7 protein-coding genes are annotated in these 16,038 nt (G+C 72.1%); 1 reads left to right on the forward strand and 6 read right to left on the reverse strand.

Annotated features, from left to right (window positions below; all coding sequences use genetic code 11):
* Nucleotides 1–31 precede the first annotated feature (31 nt).
* Nucleotides 32–1,147, forward strand: a complete 1,116-nt coding sequence (locus NQZ70_RS15520) for a hypothetical protein (protein ID WP_129574902.1) — start codon at nucleotides 32–34, stop codon at nucleotides 1,145–1,147.
* On the opposite strand, the gene NQZ70_RS15525 is transcribed toward NQZ70_RS15520, so the two are convergent.
* The 6 genes from NQZ70_RS15525 to NQZ70_RS15550 form a co-directional block, all read right to left on the reverse strand.
* Complete coding sequence (locus tag NQZ70_RS15525) at nucleotides 1,144–5,451, reverse strand: PAAR-like domain-containing protein (RefSeq protein WP_129574903.1); 4,308 nt, start codon at nucleotides 5,449–5,451, stop codon at nucleotides 1,144–1,146. The genes NQZ70_RS15520 and NQZ70_RS15525 overlap by 4 nt on opposite strands.
* Before the next feature lie 575 nt (nucleotides 5,452–6,026).
* Nucleotides 6,027–7,223 carry a hypothetical protein gene (locus NQZ70_RS15530; RefSeq protein ID WP_129574904.1) on the reverse strand — a complete coding sequence of 399 codons (1,197 nt, stop codon included), beginning with the start codon at nucleotides 7,221–7,223 and terminating at the stop codon, nucleotides 6,027–6,029.
* Between the two features lies 1 nt (nucleotide 7,224).
* Nucleotides 7,225–10,053, reverse strand: coding sequence for a TonB-dependent receptor domain-containing protein (locus NQZ70_RS15535; RefSeq protein WP_129574905.1), 2,829 nt, complete (start codon nucleotides 10,051–10,053; stop codon nucleotides 7,225–7,227).
* Between the two features lie 4 nt (nucleotides 10,054–10,057).
* A complete protein-coding gene (locus tag NQZ70_RS15540; protein ID WP_129574906.1) occupies nucleotides 10,058–13,105 on the reverse strand; it encodes an FHA domain-containing protein in 3,048 nt (1,015 codons plus the stop codon).
* 226 nt (nucleotides 13,106–13,331) lie between these two features.
* Nucleotides 13,332–13,466: a hypothetical protein gene (locus tag NQZ70_RS15545; protein ID WP_257792778.1), complete on the reverse strand. Its 135-nt coding sequence runs from the start codon at nucleotides 13,464–13,466 to the stop codon at nucleotides 13,332–13,334.
* A 174-nt stretch (nucleotides 13,467–13,640) separates the two neighbouring features.
* Complete coding sequence (locus NQZ70_RS15550) at nucleotides 13,641–16,004, reverse strand: PP2C family serine/threonine-protein phosphatase (protein WP_129574907.1); 2,364 nt, start codon at nucleotides 16,002–16,004, stop codon at nucleotides 13,641–13,643.
* Nucleotides 16,005–16,038: the final 34 nt, after the last annotated feature.

Consider the following 16,038-nt stretch of genomic DNA (forward strand, 5'->3'; position numbering starts at 1 on the left):
CTGCCGGTCGATATCCCGAAGGAGCGACACCATGTCCGCGAGCTCACCCGCGCCTGTCTCCACGCCTGACACGATCGTGTGCCCGCACCTCGACGTCCCGCACCAGCCCGGCATGAACCTCGTCTGGTCGGCGTCGCTGGAGCTCGCGTGGAAGCGGCTGATGAGGCAGGCCGGCGGCCCGATCGCGCTCGCCGGCGTGGCGCCGGACGACCCGGCGGCGCGGCTCGTGAGAACCTTGAACGAGAGCCCCATCGACGAGGGGATGCTGCCGCCTGACGCGACCGTGGCGTGGGCTGGGCGGACGGACGAGCGCGGGGCGGGGGAGCTGCGCAGGGAGATCGAGCGCGTGTTCGGGCCGGAGGAGGCGCGGAGGATGGACGTGCCCGAAGACGGGCGCATCGCCGTCGTGGGCGGCATGAATCTGCACCCTCGTTTCGCGGTGCCGTTCGCGCGAGAGCGGGAGTCAATCTCCTGCCGCGATAAGTACGCACAGAGCTTTGGCATCTGGTTCGACGAAGATGAGCCTCGCGAGATCTGGGAACAGCGCGCAGCCCAGGTCGTCGTTCACTTCCCTCGTTACAACGACGAAGAGCTGGCAACCTTGTCTGATGAGGAGGATGATGCCGCGTGGAACCAGCTCGTGATCGAGCTCCTTCCGGTCGATGCCTTGTTCAGTGTAGTGGTGGCCGCCACCGGGCGACGGGCAACTCTGCGGGATACTGTCGAGAACGCGCTGTCACGCCTGCAGGATGACGACGGCGCGCCGAACGCGCGCTTCACACACGAGGAGGGGATCTGCTTGCCGGCCATTGATCTCCACTGCGAGGCAAAATTCGGCAATCTTCAGGGCCTTCCCATTGTAAACGCCGCGGTCGATGAAGAGCGCCTCGGCGAGGTGTGGCAGCGAGTTCACTTTCGCCTCGATGAGGGAGGATCGAGCAATCCGTCCACTATGCGGAACCCCTTCGGTGGTGCGCTGATGTCACCACGTCGATGGTACTTCAATCCGTCGTTCAACCTTGTGCTGGTGATTGGGCGCAGGACGCGCATCCCTTTGCTTTCGTGCTGGTTCTCTAACTCGGAGGCGTTTGTCGCGGGATCGGAGCCAGCAATTTGGAGGCAGGTAAGACGATCTCGACGGTCCTAATGCTCGTGGCGACCTCGACCGACTGGCGCGTCAGGATCGTGCCACGTTTTCTCATGCTGTGTACTCGGTAGCTCCACTTGACGCACGCAGGGCGTGCCGTCGGATGGTCCGGTGGCTCGCTCCCAATGCCCATCGTTGAGATCAACAGAACCCGTCCTGCCTGGCGTCGGAGGACATCTCTTGCAGAACTGCTGAGGATACGGGCGGACGTATGCGACCCCCGAGGGACCCGCGGTGGGGTTGCCTGTCGCTTGGTTGACTCCTGCGATAACGCTCTGCTTTGGGCTCTTAACCGGCGTCATCGCAGCGTCGCAAGCAACAACGATGATCTCGGCGCCTGGTTCAAGTCCTGCGCTTTTAAGCGCCGTGCCGAGCTCTTTACCAGTGAACCAGTTTTTGGGGTTCCCATCGGGGTTGAATGTGCCATTCTTGAACTGGACTTTGCCGGCTATGCCGTGTCCCACGATCTCGACGTGCTGCTCGCCTACAATAGGCACTCCCTTGGGGTTATGAGGCCCGTAAAGCTCGTTGGCGTGCAAGACCTCTTGGCCTGTCGCCGCGGAGCGCGAGTAAGCCGCTGCCCTAGATTCATGATCATCTGAGCCAAGGATGATGACGAGCCCCCGCGGGTCGAGCCACTCGGTGGCGTTCGGCACGAACCCCACGTCATGCAGCGACCCCTCGATCCCGAGCGGGTCCGGGGTCAAGAACAGCCCGAGCTCCGGCGAATAGACCCTGTGCCGGTGGTAGCGCAGCCCGGTCTCCTTGTCGGCCCGCTGCCCCGCGAAGCGCAGCGGCGGCACTTTCCCCTCGACGCGCGCGTCGTTGCCCCACGGGTCCAGGTCGATCGCGTCGATCTCCCCGTCGGCGTTCAGGTAGAGCCAGGGCGTGGCCACCGCGTCGGTCGCGACGATCCGCCAGCCGTCGTCGCGCTCGCCCGCGCTCACGAGCAGCGGCGTGTACCCATCGTCCGCGAACACATACCGCACCGAGGAGCCGTCGCTGTGGACCTCCTCGACGACCGCATCGCCGTCCCATCCGAAGAAGGTGCTCGTCCCGTCGCTGCGCAGCGTCGCCAGCCGCCGCCCGAACGGGTCGTAGACGTACCGCACGGAGAACCCGTCCCCCCGGCGCGCCTCAACCAGCCGGTTCTCGCCGTCATAGAGGTACTCCCAGCACCGCCGCGGGTCGTCCTCGGCGTCGATCCGTCGCGCGAGCCTCCCGAGCGCATCCCAGGCGAAGCGGGCCTTGCAGGTGGAGATCTTCCTGCCGCCGCGCCCGAGCGCGCAGGGCGCCTCGCGCCGCGCCATCGGCGTGCCCTGCGGCGCGTACGTATACCGCTCCTCGACGCCGAGCCCGCTCGCGCGCACGGGCCGGCCGAGCACGTCGAGCTCGTACACCCGCGTGCCCCGCGCGCTGTCGGCGATCTCGGTGACCCCCGTCTGCGCCGCCCACGCGTACGTCCGCTCGCGCAGCACCGCGCCGCGCGGCCCGAGCACGCGGATGCGCGCCGGCCGCCCGAGCACATCGCGGGTCACGCCGATGCCCGTGTCGCACTCGCGGAAGCGCGTGACGTGCTCACCGTCCTCCGCGGCGACGATCTCGATCGCCTCCTCCACCTCGCCGTCGCGCCCGCGGACCTCGATCTGATCCATCGCGCCGCCCGGCCCCCTCCGCCGCGCGACGCGCCATCCGGTCGAGTAGCGCGTCCCGACCTCGTAGCCGAGCGCGTCGATCTCGCGCTCGACGGTGAACGCGAAGCCTCCCACGCGCTGCGTCTCGCGCACCACCGCGCCCGTGCGCGGGTGGCGCTCGATCTCGACGGTCGCGACCTCGCTCCGCGCGCGCGTGACGAAGCCGCGCTCGTCGTGCTCGATCTCGGCCACGGTCCCGCCGTCGTGCTCCCTGCGCACGACCTGCCCCGCGGCGTCGAGCGTCAGCCGCAGCGCCTGGCCCTCCGCGTCGATCCGCGCCACGCACCGGCCTAGCGCGTCCAGCTCGTAGCGGACCTCGATCCCGGCGAAGCTCCTCTCCGCCACGAGCTGCCCCGCCGCGTCGCGCTCGAAGAGGTGCCGCTCGCCCGCGGCGTTCTCGATCCAGGTGAGCCGCAGCATGGCGTCGTAGCCGTACCGGAGGCGCGATCCATCCGGCAGGACCGTCTCGACGAGCGCCTCGCCCGCGTAGCGGTGCGCGCTGATCCCGCCGCCCGGGTGCCGCTCGGTCACGATCCTGCGGCGGGCGTCGAAGGCCCGCTCCATGTGCCGGCCGAGCGGGCCGGCGACCGTCACCATGTCGCCGCGCGCGTCGTAGGCGATCTCGTGCACCGCCCCGCCCGGCGCCTCGATCCGCACCGGCAGGCCGAGCAGGTCCCACAGGTACCGCCACCGCGCCCCGCGCACGTCGGCGCGCTCGATCGGGTTGCCGTGCGCGTCGTACCGCGCCTCTTCCTCGCCGCCCGGGCCCGCCGTCTTCACGGCCAGCCCGCGCTCGTCGTACGCGCAGGTCGTCACGCCGCCCGAGGGATCGGTCCGTCGCACGATCCTGCCGGCGCGGTCGTGCTGCATCGCCCAGCGCGCGCCGGCCGGGTCGGCGAGCTCGACGGCGTTCCCCTGCTCGTCGCGGCGCAGCCGGGTCGACCGCCCCAGCGCGTCCGTCGCCGACAGGAGCCGCCCCATCGGGTCGACGCGCGCCTGCTCGACGTAGCCCATCGCGTCCCACACTGCCGTCACGTGCCCCTGCGCGTCGGACGACAGCCGCGTCACGCGGCCGAGCGGATCGGTGTATCTGGTGACGAGCCCGAGCGCGTTGCCCTCGTAGCGGTGCACGCCGCCCGTGCCGTCGGTCACCCGCGACGAGAACGGCTCCGGCCCGTACGCGAGGCGCATGTGGAAGATCCCCTTCGCGCCTCGATGCCCGTGCGTCCCCGCGCCCGCATCGCCGGCGCCCGCCCCCGCGCCGCTCTCCGCGGCGCCGGAGAGCTCGGCGAGCACGTCGCGGCCCGGCAGCTCGCCCCACGTCTCGACGCAGCGGCGCTTGCCGTCGGGGCCGTCCTCGTAGCGGAAGTGATAGACGAGCCCGTCGGCAAGGCGCTCCTCGACGAGGAAATGCTCCTCGTCGTAGCGGTACGCCGTCTCGGCGCCGCCGCTGTCCACGACGCGCGCGAGATCGCCGCGCGCGTCGAGCTCGTAGGCAACCCCGAGCCGCCGGTGCTCGTTGCCGTCGGCATCGGTGACCACGATCCAGAGCGAGACGACCCTGCCGTCGCGCTCCAGCGCGACGCGGCGCCCGACGCAGTCGGTGAGCGCGACGAGCTCCTCGCCGTCCCAGGTGAGCGCCGTCGTGTTGCCGGCCAGGTCGCGCACTTCCTCCAACCGAAAGCGCCCCTCGCCGGCGCGCCGCAACACGCGCTCGACGCGATCGCGCGTGACCAGCACCAGGTCGTCACCTCGCCGCTCCAGGCGCCGCCCGAACGGCGCCAGCGCGTACTCGCCTTGCTCGAGGCGCGGGAACACGAGGGGGCTGCCCTCGCTGTCGACGACGGTGGTGCTCGCCGGACCGATCTCGGCCGACCACGCGAACGCGTGCGTCCACCCCCACCCGATGCCGCATTGCCGGCGGACCGCGGAGCTCCGGTACTGCCGCGCCCATTGCAGCGGCAGCGGGCCGCGCAGATCGACGTCGACCGCGGGTGTCGTGTACATCGCCCCGGTGATCACGTCGACCGGATGCCCCGCCTTGGCCTGCCCCTCCGCGCCCGGCGGCGCCGGCGGGTCCGGCGGCCCCGCGCCTTGATGGCCCCCGCCCCCGCCGCCGCCCTTGTTGCTCGCCCCCTGCGGCCCCCGCGCGCCAGGTCCGCCCGCCCCGCCTGCCGCGTGCCTGCCCCCTGCGCCCGCCCCGCCGGCGCCGCTCGCGCTCGTGCCGGCCCCCACCGTGACCGACTTGTTCATCTGCCCCATGCTGCCGGTGATGCCGGCCATGCCGAGCTCGATGAGCACGTTGGGCGCCCCGAGCCACGGGAAGCACGGCCCGCCGGTGTTGAGGCTGACCACCTCTTTCAGCGTGCCCGGCTCGTTGCCGTGGCACGCCTTCATGCACCCGCCGACCGTCAGGATCTTCGCGCCGTCGATCTTCGTGCGCATCGGCGCGTCGATGACGCCCTCGGCCACCGTGCCCGCGGTCGGATAAGGAATGGGCACCGCGCTCGGCGCCGCGGGCGTCGTGCACACGCTCACCGCCATGCCCGTCATCTGGTGGCCGGACTTCTCGGTGATCGTGTCCATCCCGAGCGCGGTGACCTTGCTCACGGTGCGGCGAGCATATCGGCGCCTCGATCCGGCGGTCCACACGCGCCGCGCCCGACCTCATCGCCGGATGACGATGTCGCCGGCTCCGGATGACGACGTCGCCGGCTCCGGATGACGACGTCGCCGGCTCTGGATGACGACGTCGCCGGCTCTGGACGACGACGCCCTGATTTCGCGCGACGACGGCTCCTGGCCAGATGACGACGGGTTCCTCGCCGGATGACGACGAGCTCCCCGCTGGATGACGACGTGTCCCGGCCCCGATGACGACGGCTCCCGGCCGGACGACGACGGCTCCCGGCCGGACGACGACGGCTCCGGACCGGATGACGACGTGCCCCGGCCGGATGCCGACGTCCTCCGGCCGGATGCCGACACGGGTCAGCCCAGATGCCGACGGCTCCGGGCCGGATGCCGACGGCTCCAGGCCGGATGACGACGGGCGCCACCTCGGATGACGACGGCTCCCTCTCCGAATGACGACGCCCTCCGCCGCGACGCCGACGGGCCCGCGCGCCGCGCGCTTCGCGTCGCCCGCCGCGCGCGCGACCGCGAGCGCGCCGCCAGGCCCGCCGTCACCTCACGCGCACGAGGCGCTGCACGACCGACGAGCCGCCGCGCGCGTCGCGCAGGACCGCGGTGATCGTGGCGACGCCCGGCTCGGACGGCGGGATCCACGTCACGGCGTGGTCGCCGAGGTACCCCTCGGCCGCGTCGCTCACGAGCTTGATGCCCCCGTCGAGGTCGCCCATGTCGGCGAAGTAGTTGACCCAGACGATCTCCTTCAGCGCCTTCTGCTTCGCGTCGAGGTCGTCCTCCGCCACGTCGGGCGGGATGATCGCGTCGATCGCGTGGGTGGTGCAGGCGGTGAACGGATCCTCCGCGCTGCACCCCGTGTCGCGCCGCTCATCGCGGTCGATGGGGCAGCGCTCCACCGTCGGGATCGCGGCCAGGTCCTCCGACATCTCGTCGCCGTCGAAGGTGAGCCCCTGCATCTCCGGGTTCTCGTTCGTGCGGCCGTCCTCGAAGACGTAGACCTGCGTGTAGCCGGGCACGAAGCTGTCCGGGCCGAGCCTCCGCCCGTCGGCGTCGAAGCACCCGACGGGGAAGGTCCCGGCGCGCCCGGTGCCCTGGTCCTGCACCGCGCGGAGCTGCCCGGTGCAGGCGACGAAGAAGACGTACGCGCTCCCGAACCGCGGGCCCCCCGTGGCGGGCGCCTCGCGGCCGTCGAGGATCGTGTCGCTGATGGTGATCGTGTACGTGTCGCTGAAGATGCCGATGGGCACGCCGTTGAGCTCGGGCAGCGGAGCCTTCGGGTCGGTCTCGAGGCGCTTCAACCAGGCAGCGATCTCCGGGGCGAGCGCTGCGAGCTGCGGATAGCAGCCGTAGTAGTCGTCCCCGACCGGGTTCTCGCACCCGCCGAACCAGTAGACCGAGACCGGCCGCGACCCCTCCTCGGGGCCGCCGAGGCCGTCCTGGTAGTGGATCCTGAAGGTGACCTGAGCGCCGGGGGTTGCGTACGAAGAGCTCGCCTCCGGGTGGTCTTCGGTCGGGGCGACGTCGGCGACCACGGCGAAGACGCGGAGCCCGTTCACGAGGCTCGGCGGGTCGAAGCCCGCGACGCACCCGGAGGAGATCGCCGGCGCGGCGAGCGCGCCCAGCGCGAGCGTCCCGAGCACCGCGCGCCGCCACCCGCGCCCTCGGCCCGCGCCGGCGTGTTTCGCCGTGCCGCCCGCGCCGCCCGCGCCGCTCATCGCCCGCCTCGATCGCATCTCAGAACTCTCCTCGCAGCCCGAAGCTCGGCAAGATGGGCAACCCCGTGACGTACTGGCGGGCGGTGTAGTTGTAGTTGTACTGGATCGCCTCGCTGTTCGCGTTGTTGTAGACGTTCTGCACGTCGAGGTAGGCCGAGAGCTGCCAGCGCTTGAACTTCCACGACTTGTCGAGGCGCAGGTCCAGCTGGTGGAACGCCGGGAGCCGCTCGCTGCTCGGGCCGGAGAACGGGATCGGCGTATAGGTCCCGGTGGGCGCGTAGAAGAGCGCGTTGGTGCGGTATGCGTCGCAGCTCTGCTCGTTGACGTTGCACACGTTGGGCGTGACCAGGTTGCCGGAGACCAGCCGGAACCGCGCGCCGAACTCCCAGCCGTCGCCGAGGCGGTAGCTGCCGAGCACCGTCAGGATGTGCGTCTGATCGAACGAGACGAGCCGCTCCGGCTCGCCGAGCCCGGGCACCCGCGTGCTGCGCGACAGCGTGTACGCGGCCCAGCCGAAGAAGCGATCGTCGGGCTTGTACTTGAGCAGGAACTCGCCCCCGATGACCCTGCCGGAGCCGGCGTTCTGGTAATCGAGCTGGATCGATCCGGGGCGGTTCACGCCGACGACGAGCGCGTCGAGCTGCTTGTAGAACCCCTCGGCCGACGCCTCGATGTGCCGGGTGATCTCCTGCTCGACGCCGGCCGCGTAGTGCAGCGCCCGGGTCGACTTCAGGCCCGGGTTGCCGAGCGGCGGGATCACCTCCTGGAACTGCGGCGGCTGGTGGAACACGCCGACGCCGCCCTTCACCGTCGTCCGCGGGAACCCCTGGACCACGTCGACGCGCCCGTTCACGCGCGGGCTCACGGTGAGCTGCTCGTTCAGGTCCTGGTAGTCGAGGCGCAGGCCCGGGACGATCTTCGCCCGGGGGCTCGGGGCGAACTCGAGCTCGACGTAGCCCGCGGGGTAGAAGAAGCTGCCGTCGCGCGAGACCTCCTGGAGGGTGCGCGTCGAGAACGGCTGGTTCGGCGGCTCGCCGGGGCGGTTCGGCGCGGGGGCGCGCAGGTTCACCGCGTAGAGGCCGGCGAAGACGTCGAGCCCCGCGTTGAGGACCGCGCCCTTGGACAGCCGCCGCGCGTACTCGAGGCGGCCGGAGAGCGTCTTGAGATCGAGCTGGAAGTAGAGCGGCCCGACCCCGAAATCGGCGTCGTCGCGCGCGATCGCGAGCACGCCGTCGAGCCGGTCGCGATCGGTGAGCTCGTGATCGTAGCGGAGCTGCAGGCGCTGAAACGCGGTGTGCAGCCCGACGTTGCCCGAGAGGGCCGGCTCGTTGGGCGCCGGGTCGCTGAGGAGCAGCTCGAGCGCGTCGTCCGAGCCGAAGAAGGTGAGGCGGAGGCGCGACGAGGGCGTCGGCTCGGTCTCGAGGAGGGCCTGGTAGTCGTAGTAGACGGGCGCCTGCGTCACCCCCGCGCCCGCGGCCTCGAGCACCGGGCCGAACGACTCGCCGATGTAGCTCCGCCGGCCCGCCACCATGAAGCGCGTGTTCTTGAGGAACGGCACCGGCCCCTCGAGCAGGACGCGCGCGTCGATGAGGTCCATCTGCGCGAGGCCGTGGAGCGCGCCGTCCTCCTTCGGCGAGCGCAGGGCGACGTCGACGATGCCGCCCTGCACGCGGCCGTACTTGGCGCTGAAGTTGCCGGGGTAGAAGTCGATCTTCTCCAGCATCTCGGTCGGCACGACCGAGGAGAGGCCGCCGAAGTGGTAGATGAGCGGCACCTGCGTGCCGTCGACGAAGGTCTGCGTGTCCTGCGGGCCCGAGCCGCGCACGATCAGCAGGCCGGCGAGGGTGGGCGGGCGCGCCACGCCCGGCAGGTTCTGGAGCGAGCGCAGCGCGTCGCCGTTCGTGCCGGGGATGCGGTTGATCTCGCGCTGCTCGAGCGTGCGCTTCGTGACCTCGCGCGGCGGCCTGTCGCCGCGGACGGTGACCTCGAGGCCCTCGCCGCGGGGCAGGAGGCGGTACTTCACCTCGAGCTGCTCGCCCGCGGCGATGTCCTCCTCGACCGAGAGCGGCTCGAAGCCGGGCGCGGCGACGGTGACCTGGTAGCGCCCGGGCGGCAGCTCGGCGAAGACGAAGCCGCCGCCCTCGTCGGTCGTGCGCTCCGGCGGCGCGGCGCCCGGCGCGGCGCCCGCGCCGGCGACGCGCGCGACCGACACGGTGGCGCCGGCGAGCGGGACGTCGCCGCCGCTGGCGAGCACGGTGCCGCGGAGGTTCTCGGCGGGCCTGTCCTGCTCGCCGGCGGCGGGCGGCGGCGCGGCCGCCTTCAGGGTGAACGAGTAGCGGTACAGGATGCGCGCCGCGGCGGGCGTGCCGTCGGCGCGGCGGGCGGGCTCGAACTCGAGCTTCTGGGCCGCGGCGACCGCCGCCTCGTCGAACCCGTGCCCCGCGCTCTCGACGACGATCGCCTGCTTCACGCGCCCGTTGCGATCGATGTCGAGCTGCAGGGTCACCGACCCTTCGAGCCCCTGCTTCTCGGCCTCGGGCGGGTACGCCGGGGGCGTGTAGTTGAGCGCCCGCGGCGGCGTCGCCCGCCCCGCCGGCGCGGCCGTGGGAGCGGGCGGCGTGACGATCGCGCCGCCTTCGCCCCGGGGCACGCTCGTCGGGCCCTCGGGCGCCTGCGGCTCGCCTTGGCCCTGCTGGCCTTGCTCCTGCTGCTGCGCGCGCGCCGCGGCCGGCGAGAGCGCGGCGAGCGCGAGCGAGAGCAGCGCCGCGGCGCGGGGCCCTCGAGGGCGCGCGCCCGGGAGCGGGCCATCGACATCGGTGCGGGCGTGGGCCGGCTCCTGCTTCGTCACGAGGTCACACCGGGTCGCGCCGCTTGAGCACCGCGCAGAGCGTGACGAGGATGATGACGGTCATCCCGGCGAGGACCGCGAAGGGGATCCAGGTCTGATCGTACGTGGTGAAGCCCCACGCGCCCGCGTAGTTGTCGGCGGCCATCTGCGCGATGGAGCACTTGAACTTGCCGCCCTCGATGAAGTCCGCGGCGCTCGTGTCGGTGCGGTGCAGATCGATGACCCAGGCCGGGTCCTCCGCGACGGCGAGCCGCTCCGGCGCGATCGCGCCCTCGAAGCCCCAGCGCGCCGGGATGATGTACATGAGCGGCCGGAGGTGCGGCACGGTCGTCATCGGGACCATGAGCCCGCCGAGGACGACCTGCGGGATGAGCGCGATCGGCGTGAGCGCCATGGCCGCCTCGGACGAGGCGACCACCGTCGAGAGGAGGAGCCCCATCGCGACGGCGCTGAGCGAGGTGGCGGTCAGCGCGGCGAGCTGCATGGCGAACGCCTGCATGCCGCCGTGGAAGCCGAGGGCGAAGAACACGATCGCGAGCAGGATCGTGCACTGGACGAGGCAGAACCCGGCGAGCAGCAGGTACTTGGAGAGCACGTAGTTGACGAGCCCCAGGTTGACCATGCGCTCGCGGAGGTAGATGGCCCGCTCGCTGACGATCTCGCGCGCCGCGTTCGACGTCCCGAACCAGACCGCGGCGACGACGAGGAAGAAGATCGCCGCGGTGTGATCGGTGGTGGCCTCCATCCCCTTGAGGATGTCGGTGCTCTGATCCGCGCCGCCGGCGCGTCGGCCGAGCTCCTGGAGGGCGCCGAGGCACCACGCCGGGATCGCCTTCTCCTGCCCGCCGAAGACGATCGCGAGCAGGATGCCGATGATCGGGGCCTGGAGGAGCATGATCAGGGTCCCGCCGACGTCGCGCTTCTTCACCTTGAAGTAGCGCGACAGGAGCAGCCCGAGCTGCCCCTTGGTCGTGGCGCGGCCGGCCGGGATGCCGCGCTGCCCCTGCCCGGTGCCGATCTCCCGCCGGCCGGAGTACATCCGCCGGTACGTCGGGTTTGCGTCGCTGAAGAACTCCTTGCGCCACTCGAGGGCCGCGAGCCGCCTCGCCTCGCCGCGCGACGCGTTCGGGTCCCGCGCGCGGAGCTGATCGAAGATGGGGCGCTCGCGGAGCGCGAGCATCTCGAACATGTCGCGCGGGTTGTCGACGTCGTTGGGCTGGCCGTGCCGCTCCTTCCAGCTGCCGAAGAAGCGGTACGCGTCGGGCCGGGTCGGCCCGAAGAACATCGGGATGCCGCCGTAGCCGAGGATGAGCGCGTGGCTGAACTTCTCGAACTCGTCCTTCGCCGGCTGGTGGATCGTCATGATGATCGTCTTGCCGGTGGCCTTGGTGAGGTCGTGCAGCAGGCTGATCAGCGCGGTCGTGTCGTCGGCGGCGAGGCCCGAGGTCGGCTCGTCGAGGAAGAGGATGACGGGGTCGGTGACGAGCTCGAGCGCGATGTTGACGCGCTTGCGCTGCCCGCCCGAGAGGATCTTGTTCTCGGGCTTGCCGATCTGGAGGTTCTTGACGCCCTCGAGGCCGAGGTCCTTGATGGTCTGCTCGACGCGCGCGTCGATCTCGTCCTCGGTGTAGTCGGGCGGGAGGCGGAACTTCGCGCTGTAGCGGACGGCCTCGAAGACGGTGAGCTCCGGGTGGACGAGGTCGTCCTGCGGCACGTAACCGATGGAGCCGCGGAGCGTGTCGTAGATGTTGTAGAGGTCCTCGCCGTTGATGCGGACGACGCCGCTCGTCGGCGGCAGGTAGCCGTTCAGGGTGAGCAGGAGCGTCGTCTTGCCGGCGCCCGACGGCCCCATGAGCGCGATCATGTCGCCCGGCAGCGCCTTGAACGACACGTTGTCGAGGAGCGTCTTCTGCTCCTGGGGGTTGTCCCGGTCGGGGACCTGGAGGACGAGGCTCCACGCCTCGATCTCGTAGAGCGGGCGCCCTGCCCAGCGGTCGGCGGCGTACTCTTCCTGGACGACCTCGACCGCGCCTGCGCCCCCCATCTCGATCTGGAGGGGCATCGGCCCGATGTAGATCTTCTCGCCGCTCTGGACGGCGATCTTCTGGCCGGGCGCGATGCGGTTGCCGCGGACGTAGGTGCCGTTGGCGCTGCCGCGATCCTCGACGTAGAGCTGCCCGTTGATCGAGTGGAGGAGGGCGTGGTGGCTCGACACCTGGGGGTGGGCGAGCACGATGTCGTTGTCGGGGGTGCGGCCGATCTTCTTGACGTTCGGCCCGCCGCCGGAGAAGTCGAGCTGGCCGAGGACCGTCTTGTTCTTCCTGCCGGGCGCGCCCGCGGCGGGGCCGGACGACGCCGCGGGCGCGGGCGGCGGCGCGTAGCCGCCGGCGGCGGGCTGCGGCGGCGGCGCGTAGCCGGCCTGCGGCGGCGTGTAGCTGACGACGGCGGGCTGCGGCGGCAGGGCGCTCGCGCCGGGCGCGGCGGGCAGCGACGACTGCCGGGCCGCCTGGGCGAACTGCATGAGCAGGCTGATCTGGACCGGGACGGGCCCGAAGGCGACGGCGCCCTGCGGATCGATGGGCGTCGGCGCGCCGGGGGCGATGCGCTGCGCGCCCACGTAGGTGCCGCTCGTCGAGTTGTGGTCGATGACCATCATGCGATCGAGCGTGACGGTGGCGTGCTGGCTCGAGACGCTCGGGTGCTGGAGCACCAGGGAGGCGCGCGCGGGGTCTCGCCCGATCACGACCTGTCCGGGCGCGGGCGCGAGCTGACCGGGCGACGCCATCATCAGCGTGATGGCCGGGTGGTTGAGCGGGACCGGCGCCTGCGCGACGACGAACTGGGTGCGGAAGTCGAACGGGACCTGCTCGCCCGGCGCGAGGGGCCGCCCGTTGGCCGACGCGGGCCCTTGACCGCAGAGGAAGAGCAGCTTGCCGCCGCCCTGGTGGACGATGCGCGCGTGCTCGGGCAGGACGCCGGGAGCGACGAGCACCACATCGCAGGTGGGGGCGCTGCCGATCGTGATGCTTTGTTTACCTAGCCCCGGGATCATGCGGGCCGCGTTTCACCACAGGCCGTTGGGGAGGGCAAGGAAAGAGGCGCGTGGTGCGCGCCATCGCTCGCCGCGGCGCTGCTGGCGGCTGGGTGCGTGAGGATGAGCGCGTGGGCTGGCGTCGCGCGGTGTGGGGCGTGTGGAGCGGCGGGAGGCCTTCGTCGCTGGGCGAACAGGGCCTCAGCGCGGCGCGTGGTGGCGGCCGGGAGCCGGGCGGCTCAGCGCATCAGAGGTCGAGGAGCATGAAGCCGGCGCGGGCTTCTTCGAGGGAGGGCGTACGGGTCGACGGGGGCTCGTCTTCCATGTCTGCGGGCGCGCCCTCCATGTCGTGTCCGACCTCGAGCTCTTGATCTCCAAGCATGGAGGAACCTCCGGAGAGCTAGGCTAATCCGGAATCCCGTCCTTCTTCAATTGCATTTGCGTTCTGCGTCCCCATCGCTCCGGCGTTCGTCCGCGCGTCCGTTCACGCTGCGGCGGCTGTGTCGGTTGCGTCGGTTGCGTCGGGGCACGCGGTGGCGTCGTCGCGCCGCTCGGCTCAATCCGCGGTGAGCTTCCAGAGCAGGAGGGCGACCAGCGCGACGACCATGACCGAGATCGAGGCGATAACGGCGATGTAGACGCCGCGCGAGACGCGCACGGTGCTCGGGATACCCGAGGCCGTGGACGAGGACACGGGCCCGGAGAGGCCCGGCGCCGGCACGGCGCGCGGCGCGGTCGCGGCGTAGCCAGGCGCGTGCGGCGAGCCGGGGGCGAGGTGCGGCGCGGCGGCGGCAGGGGGACCTCCAGGCGCGGCGGCATGGTGCCCCGCGAAGGCCACCGAAGGAGGAGGAGCGTCCGGGTCGATCGGATGAGGCTGCGGGCCGAAGGCGGCGCCCGGGTGAGGCGGAGCGCCCGGGTGAGGCGTGGCGCCCGGGTGAGGCTGCGGGCCGAAGGCGGCGCCGGGGTGAGGTTGAGGTGAAGCGCCGAAGGAACCCGGGTGCGGCGGCGGGCCGTGGGCGCCAGGCGGGCCGAAGGCGACGCCGGGGTGAGGTTGAGGTGAAGCGCCGAAGGAACCCGGGTGCGGCGGCGGGCCGTGGGCGCCAGGCGGGCCGAAGGCGACGCCGGGGTGAGGTTGAGGTAAAGCGCCGAAGGAACCCGGGTGCGGTGGCGCGCCATGGGCGCCAGGCGGGCCGAAGGCGGCGCCGGGGTGAGGCTGAGGTGAAGCGCCGAAGGAACCCGGGTGCGGCGGCGGGCCGAAGGCGGCGCCGGGGTGAGGCTGAGGTGAAGCGCCGAAGGAACCCGGGTGAGGTGGCGCGCCATGGGCCATCGGGGGCGGCGCGGGGGCCGCGGGAGCGCTCAAGGGGAGGGGAGACAGCACGGCGGGCGCATCCGGCGCGATCGCGTGAGGCACGGGCGCAGGGCTCCCTGGCACCGTCGCAGGCCGCGCCAGGCCGGCGTCCATCGCCGTCGGGCTCACCGTCGGCGTGCTGTCGATGGTCGGGCGCAGCGCCTGCGCGCTGCTCGCGGCTGCTGGCGCCACGGCGGGGACGTTGTCCGTGGCCGTCGGGCTCACCGCCGGAGCGCCGGTGGTGATCGTCTGCGCCATGGTGGGGACGTCGTCCGCCGTCGTCGGGCGCACCGCCGGGGCCCCGGTGGTGAGCGTCGGCGCCACGGCGGGCGCGCTGCTCGCGGCTGCTGGCGCCGCAGCAGCGGCGTTGTCGGCCACCGTCGAGACCAGGGCAGGGACGTTGTCGGTGGCCGTGGGGGCCAGCGCGTGCACGTCGTCGGTCGCCGTCGGGACCAGGGCAGGAGGGACGTTGTCGGTGGCCGTGGGGGCCAAGGCGAGCCCGTCGCCCGTGGTCCTCGGCGCCGGGGCGGGCGTGCCGGTGTTGCCCGTCGGGACCACGGTCGTCGCGTTGCTGGGCGACACAGCGCCTCCAGCCGGCGCGTTTCCGGCCGCCGCGGCGCCGTGCCCGTGGGCGAGCGGCGCATCCGCAGCGCCCTTCTCTGCGCTCGCCGCGCCGCCGGGCCGGGTCATCGCGACGGTCTCCTGCGGGCCCGACGCGCGCGTGAGGGCGACGCCGTCGCCGGCGCCGTCTGCCCCCGGCGGCCCGTGCGCGATCGTCAGCGAGCGGCTGCCCGTCTCGAGCACCCGGACCATCTGGACGGTGATGTTGTCGTGACCGCCGCGATGGTTCGCGAGCTGCACGAGCATCTTGCAGGCGTGATCGACCGAGCCCGACGCGAGCGCCTGCCGCGTGCACCCGAGGATGTCCGCGCTGAGCACGAGATCGGTGAGGCCGTCGCTCGCCTGGATCAGCACGTCCCCCGGATACAGCTCCATCGGCTCGGGTCGAACCTCGACCTCCACCTCCGGCTTCATCCCGAGGGCGCGCGTGATCTTGTTCGCGTCGGGATGGCCGATCGCCTGGGCCTCCGTGATCATGCCCGCGTCGATCATTCCCTGCACCATCGAGTGATCGCGCGTGAGGGGGTAGATCTGCTGGCTCCGGATCACGTACGCGCGGCTGTCGCCGACGTGCGCGACGTCGACGCCGCCGTCGTGGAGGACCATCGCGACGACGGTCGACCCCGGGCGGACGCGGTTCTCCGCCGGCCCGCCCAGCTGATACACGCGGCGCCCCGCCTCCTCGATCGCGGCCTTGAGCGCCGCCCTCGGATCCACCGCGGCCGGCGTCTGCTCGATCACCTCGAAGATGGTCTTGATGGCGGTGCGGCTCGCCTCGCTGCCCCCGTAGTGCCCGCCCATGCCGTCGCACAGGACGCAGAGGTAACCGAACTTGGTCTCGGCATAGCCGCACGCGTCCTCGTTGACCTGCTTGTTCGGATCCCTGCCCGCATCGCTGGCCTGGGCGAACTCGATCTTGAGGTGCGGGGAGGACTCGGTCGGGGGCATCATGGGGGGGCGTCGCTTGGGGCGTGAGGCCGGGCCC

Source organism: Sorangium sp. So ce836 (assembly GCF_028553905.1).
GTDB classification, from domain to species: Bacteria; Myxococcota_A; Polyangia; order Polyangiales; family Polyangiaceae; genus Sorangium; species Sorangium cellulosum_D.

Excerpts from the sequence above, each read along its gene's own strand:
- NQZ70_RS15520 (WP_129574902.1), top strand. The coding sequence starts at position 32 with ATGTCCGCGAGCTCACCCGCGCCTGTCTCCACGCCTGACACGATCGTG.
- NQZ70_RS15530 (WP_129574904.1), bottom strand. The coding sequence starts at position 7,223 with ATGCGATCGAGGCGGGCGATGAGCGGCGCGGGCGGCGCGGGCGGCACG.
- NQZ70_RS15540 (WP_129574906.1), bottom strand. The coding sequence starts at position 13,105 with ATGATCCCGGGGCTAGGTAAACAAAGCATCACGATCGGCAGCGCCCCC.
- NQZ70_RS15545 (WP_257792778.1), bottom strand. The coding sequence starts at position 13,466 with ATGCTTGGAGATCAAGAGCTCGAGGTCGGACACGACATGGAGGGCGCG.
- NQZ70_RS15550 (WP_129574907.1), bottom strand. The coding sequence starts at position 16,004 with ATGATGCCCCCGACCGAGTCCTCCCCGCACCTCAAGATCGAGTTCGCC.